The organism is Pseudomonas sp. BF-B-15, from assembly GCF_019946675.1.
In the GTDB taxonomy this organism is placed as follows: Bacteria; Pseudomonadota; Gammaproteobacteria; order Pseudomonadales; family Pseudomonadaceae; genus Aquipseudomonas; species Aquipseudomonas migulae.
Map to the genome: position 1 here is coordinate 1 of NZ_JAGYFZ010000180.1, position 5,794 is coordinate 5,794.

3 protein-coding genes are annotated in these 5,794 nt (G+C 63.4%); all 3 read left to right on the plus strand.

Annotation, left to right across the window (positions count from 1 at the left end):
* Positions 1–259: 259 nt before the first annotated feature.
* The 3 genes from KGA97_RS28865 to KGA97_RS28875 all read left to right on the plus strand — a co-directional run bounded on the left by KGA97_RS28865 (position 260) and on the right by KGA97_RS28875 (position 5,555).
* On the plus strand, positions 260–1,528 hold the full coding sequence (locus tag KGA97_RS28865) for an acyl-CoA dehydrogenase family protein (protein ID WP_223481945.1): 1,269 nt from the start codon (positions 260–262) through the stop codon (positions 1,526–1,528).
* A 384-nt stretch (positions 1,529–1,912) separates the two neighbouring features.
* On the plus strand, positions 1,913–3,694 hold the full coding sequence (locus KGA97_RS28870) for an ABC transporter ATP-binding protein (RefSeq protein WP_223481946.1): 1,782 nt from the start codon (positions 1,913–1,915) through the stop codon (positions 3,692–3,694).
* Positions 3,687–5,555, plus strand: coding sequence for an ABC transporter ATP-binding protein (locus KGA97_RS28875; RefSeq protein WP_223481947.1), 1,869 nt, complete (start codon positions 3,687–3,689; stop codon positions 5,553–5,555). Before KGA97_RS28870 ends, KGA97_RS28875 begins: the two co-directional genes overlap by 8 nt.
* The last annotated feature ends 239 nt before the right edge of the window (positions 5,556–5,794 follow it).

Below are 5,794 nucleotides of genomic sequence, written 5' to 3' on the forward strand. Positions count from 1 at the left end.
GTTCTGCGCCAAGGGCTGGAACGCCCGCCCAACCCCTTGTCGGGCGGGCGTTCCAGCCCTTGGCGCAGAACTTGCTCAAGGCCCTTCAACGCCCGTGAAACACCGATCCCTTTGTAGGAGCCGGCTTGCCGGCGATGGCGGTGCATCAGGTGACATCCATGTTGTTTGATCCGCCGCCATCGTCGGAACGCCGCCCGCAGCAAGCCGGCTCCTACAAGGTTTCATGGCCATCATCAGATCAATGATCAGAGGTACAGCAATGAGCAAGGTCGAACACAACCCCGCCGGACAACTGATACAAGAACAGGCGCCGATCCGCCTGCTGGACAGCGAGGCTCAAGCCATCGCCGTGGCCAGGGACATCGCCCGGGAGATTGCCGAAATTGCCGCCGACGCCAGTCAAAACGGCCAACTGCCACGGCGTCAGGCGCAACTGTTGTCGGAGAGCGGCTTGACCGCCATTGGCGTGCCCAAGGCGTTTGGTGGTCTCGGCGCTTCGGTGGAAACCATCGTCGAAACCGTGCGCCTCATCTCGGTGGCCGACGGCGGCGTCGGTCAGTTGCTGCAAATCCACAACGTCATGCTGCGAGGGATTTTTACCGGGTACTCCGACGAGATTCGCGACCGACTGGTTCGCGATGTATTGGCCGGCGAGCGCTTCGGCAATGCCCTGGCGGAAGTCGGCGGCAAGAACAAATTCGCCCTCAAGACCCGCGTCGAACGCCGCGCCGACGGCAAGTTGATCCTCAATGGCAGCAAGTTCTACTCCACCGGTTCCTACCTGGCCGAGTGGATTTCCCTGACCGCCGCCAGTGATGACGGCGGTGCCGGGGTGCTGCTCAATCGCAACACACCGGGCCTGACGCTGGTGGATGACTGGGAAGCGTTCGGCCAGAAAAACTCGGTCAGCGGCACAGTGATTTTCGACAACATCGAACTCGACGAAGGTTTTGTCTCCCAGCGCAAAGGGCCGATGAAACGCACTGGGTTGACCTTCCCGCAGATCCTTCATGCGGCAATCGATACCGGCATTGCCGAAGGTGCGCTGTCGGCTGCGGTGGACTACCTGAATCACAATGCGCGGCCGTGGGTGGAAAGCGGCGTCGATCACGCCAATCAGGAGCCGCACATCATCAAGCAGATCGGCGAATACGCCGTGGCCCTGCGCGGCGCGCAATCGCTGCTGCGCGACGCGGCGCGGGTGTTCGATCAGCACGAACTGGACCCGGACAACAAGGAACTGCAGGACGAGCTGATTCTGTCGGTGGCCACCGCCCGCGCCCACTCCGACGCGGCGTCGCTGAAAATCTCCAGCGACATTTTCTCCCTGCTTGGCGCCAGTTCCTCGCTGAGCAAATGGAACCTCGACCGCTTCTGGCGCAACGCAAGGGTCCACACCACCCACGACCCGATCCGCTGGCGCCTGCACCACGTCGGCAACTACTACCTCAACGGCGTCGACCCCGGCGAATACACCGCAATCCTCAACGCCAAGGAAAAACAGGGCGCGACCAGCCCCGGACGGTGATCCCCCAGGCACCGCCTCCCCTTGTAGGAGCGAGGCTTGCCCGCGAAGGCGCCCTAAAGCCCTATGCAAAACCCAAAGGCCCCATCGCCAGCAAGCCGGCTCCTACAGGTTCGGCGTTCCACCTGAACAAATGCGAAACCCTGTAGGAGCGAGGCTTGCCCGCGAAGGCGCCCTAAAGCCCTATGCAAAATCCAAAGGCCCCATCGCCAGCAAGCCGGCTCCTACAGGTTCGGCGTTCCACCTGAACAAATGCAAAACCCTGTAGGAGCGAGGCTTGCCCGCGAAGGCGCCCTAAAGCCCCATGCAAAATCCCAAGGCCCCATCGCCGGCAAGCCGGCTCCTACAGGGTCGAGATCGTGTCCGCACACCACTCAGAGCTTTTTCATGATCGAAAAACATCCTCTCTTGCGCAGCCTGGCGATTTACCGGGAGATGCCCTGGCGCTTCGCCCTAGTGGCGGCGTTGTACATCGCGGTGAACCTCGGGCTGGTCTGGCAGCAATGGCTGATCGGCCACGCCGTCAACGACGTCAGCGCCGGCCGCGCGGTTGTCCGGCAAGCCGATGGCAGTCTCGACGCCAGCCTCGGCTGGTACTGGTTGTGGCTGATGCTCGCCGTGGCGTTCGGCCGTGGCGTGTTGCAATACGCCGCCAGCGTACTGTCGCTGGTGCTCAGCCAGGAACTGCTGACGCGCCTGCGCGAGCGCATCCTGCAGCAGGTGCAAACCCTGCACCTGGGTTATCACTGGCAGCACGGCATGGGCGAAATGATCACCCGCACCACCCGTGATGCCGACAAGGTGCGCGATGCGCTGATCAGTTTCTGGCGCCAGGTGGTGGAAACCCCGCTGGTGGTGCTGGCCACCGTCGGCCTGTTGAGCTGGTACAACCCGCTGCTGGGGTTGGTGCCGCTGCTGCTGACGGTGTTCGGCCTGTGGATTTTCGTGCGCCAGACCGAGCGTCTGGTCAGCCTCGACCGCGCCGTCGGCGAGGCCTACGACCGGGTCAATCAGGACCTCAGCGAAGGCATCTGCGGCGTGCGGGTGATCAAATCGTTTGGCCTGGAACACAGCCGCATCCAGCGTTTCGCCGGGCAGGTGGCGGTGTTCGCCGAGCACGCCCGCCAGGCCCTCGCCTATTCCAGTTCGCGGATTCCGTTGCCTCAAGCGGTCGTCGCGCTGGGGCATGTGTGGATTCTGGTGTACGGCGCGCACCTGGTGGCCACCGCGCAATTGGGTATCGGTGAACTGGTGACCTCACTGCTGATCGCCACCACCCTGGTGTTCCGCATCGAAGGCATTGGCCGGGTGATGCAGACCTTCGCCGACGCACGCTCCAGCGCCGAAAGGATCTGGCAACTGCTGGACGAGCCTGCGGCGATCCGCAGCGGCAACGCAATCCTGCCCGATACGCCGCTGGGGCTGAAACTGGAACACGTCAACGTCAGCGCACCGGGTGGCGGCCTGGACATTCTTCATGACTGCTCACTGACCGTGCAGCCCGGCGAAATCGTCGCGCTCGTCGGCGCCACCGGCACTGGCAAAAGCCTGTTGGCAAGCCTGTTGCCACGTCTCAGCGACATCAATTCCGGGCGTCTGCTGATCGGTTCGGACAGCGCCGGCTGGCAAGACATTCGCCGGTTGAACCTCGACGAATTGCGACGCCGGGTGCACGTGGTGCCACAGGAAAGCTTCCTGTTTTCCGACACCCTCGCGGCCAACCTGCGCCTGACCGCACCCGACGCCAGCGATCAACAACTGCGTCACGGTTTGCGCCTGGCCGCCGCCGAAGATGTGCTGGAACGCCTGCCGCACGGCCTGGCCACGCCGCTGGGGGATCGCGGCGTGACCTTGTCCGGCGGCCAGCGCCAGCGTCTGAGCCTGGCTCGCGCGCTGCTTGGCGAGCCGGACATTCTGTGCCTGGACGACGCCACCAGCGCACTGGATGCGATCAGTGAACGCCAGGTGCTGAACAACATTCGCCAGTTGCGCCGCGATCAGGGCCGGGCCACCACGTTGCTGGTGATCTCCAGCAAGCTCTCGACCATCCTCCTGGCGGACCGCGTGCTGATGCTGCAGGACGGCAAAATCACCGCCAACGGCACCCACGAAGCATTACTCAAAACCCATCCGGACTACCGCGACCTGCTAGGGATCGACCATGGCTAACCCAATCGCCGGCAAGGCCTTGAGCGATATCGAAATCGAAGAAATGCTCGCCCGCAAGGCCCTCGACCGCAGCATGTTCAGTCGGCTATTGCCGCTGCTGAAACCGATTCGCCGGCACATTGTCGGCGTCATCGGCATTGAACTGCTGCTGGTGTTCACGGTGTTTCTGCGGCCGTGGTTTGTCCGTGAGTTGCTCGACCGTGGGCTGATTCAACAGAACGATCACTGGCTGCTCGACGAACGCCTGGTGCTGTGGCTCGGTCTCGGATTGGCGGCCAGTTGGCTCGGGCGTTTCCTGCTCGCCGGTGTCTCGCAGTTTGTCGCAGGCAGCGCGGCGATCCGCGTACTCAATGACTTGCGGGTGCGCGTATTTGCCCATGTGCAGAGCTTGAGTGTCAGCTACTTCGACCGGACCAAGGCCGGGCGGATCATTTCTCGCGCCGACCGCGATGTCGACGCCCTCGAACCGCTGCTGATTCAGGGCCCACCCGAACTGCTGGGCGCATTGCTACGCTGTGGCCTTGCCTCGGTGATGTTGTGGCGGATCGACCCGCGATTCTTTCTCAGCCTCGCCGCCACGGTGCCGTTGCTGGTGTTGGCGACCTGGAGTTTCAAACGCATTTCCCAACGCAACTGGGCCAAGGTCGCGGAAAACCGCAGCCGTTTCACCGCGCATCTGGTGGAGAGCGTCAGCGGCGCACGCATGTTGCAACAATGCGCCCAGCAAGCGCCCAACCTGCGGCGCTATCGCGGCTTGCTGGATGATTTCAATCAGGCGCTGATTCGCGGCAGCCTGCGATCCAGCTGGTTTGCACCGTTCACCGCGCTGCTCAGCTCCGCCGGCATGGCGGTGTTGTTGCTGGTGGGCGCCTATGGTCTGGCGCAGGCGGATGTCACCGTGGGCCAGGTCGCGGAAAGCCTGTTTTATGTGTTCCTGTTTCTTGGGCCGTTGCAGGAACTGTCGGACCTGTTCGAGCGTTACGCCACCGGATCGGCCTCGGCGCAGCGGATCTTTTTGCTGCTCGACACGCGTCCGGAGATCAGCGACAGCACCACCCCGCAACACTTGGGCAAGGCCCGCGGCGAAGTCAGTTTTGAACGGGTGCGGTTTGCCTACGATGCCGGCAGTTCTTCACCGGTGATCAATGACCTCGACCTGCAGATTCCGGCCGGCGAAGTGCTGGCGATCGTCGGCCCCTCGGGCCATGGCAAGAGCACGCTGGTGCAGTTGCTGACGCGTTTTTACGAGGTGCAGTCGGGGGCGGTGAAGCTCGATGGCGTTGATATCCGCGACCTCACCCAGCATGAACTGCGGCGCAACGTCGGCGTGGTGTTGCAGGACAACGTGCTGTTCAGCGGCAGCATCCTCGACAACCTGCGCCTCGCCGCGCCCCAAGCGGACGATTCCCGGCTGATTGCTGCTGCCCGGGAGCTGGGCGCGGATGAAGTGCTGGAACGCCTGCCGCATCAGTACCAGACCGAAGTCGGGCCGCTGGGCGGGCACTTGAGCCACGGCCAGCGGCAACTGGTGTGCCTGGTGCGCGCCTACCTCGCGGACCCGGCAGTGCTGGTGCTGGACGAAGCGACTTCGGCGGTCGACATCCACACCGAGCGACGCATTCAGCGCGCGTTCCGCCGACTGTGCGAAGGCCGCACCGCGATCATCATCGCCCACCGCCTGGCAACCATTCGTGATGCCGACCGCATTGCAGTGATCCGTCATGGCCGCCTGGTCGAACAAGGGCCGCACAGCCAATTGATCGACCAGGGTGGCGCCTATGCGGCGTTGTACCAGACCTATCTGCGCAGCGCCGAAGCGGGTGCGTCGATCGACGATATCGTCGCCACCGCACCGGCGTAACGAAAACCGCAATCGCTTGTAGGAGCCGGCTTGCTGGCGATGCGGATTGCGCGGTGTGTCAGGCAGGCCGCCATCGCTGGCAGGCCAGCTCCCACAGGGGATTGGCGTCGTACACGAAACCTGTGGGAGCCGGCTTGCCGGCGATAGCAATCTGCAAAACACCACAAAACCCTCTGCTGCACCCCGAACAACCATTGCTGACAGACTGCTGCTACAGCAGCACCTCCCACCGCCAACAC

What these genes read in the sequence shown, in the direction of transcription:
- KGA97_RS28875 (WP_223481947.1), top strand. Translation starts at nt 3,687, where the DNA reads ATGGCTAACCCAATCGCCGGCAAGGCCTTGAGCGATATCGAAATCGAA.
- KGA97_RS28865 (WP_223481945.1), top strand. Translation starts at nt 260, where the DNA reads ATGAGCAAGGTCGAACACAACCCCGCCGGACAACTGATACAAGAACAG.
- KGA97_RS28870 (WP_223481946.1), top strand. Translation starts at nt 1,913, where the DNA reads ATGATCGAAAAACATCCTCTCTTGCGCAGCCTGGCGATTTACCGGGAG.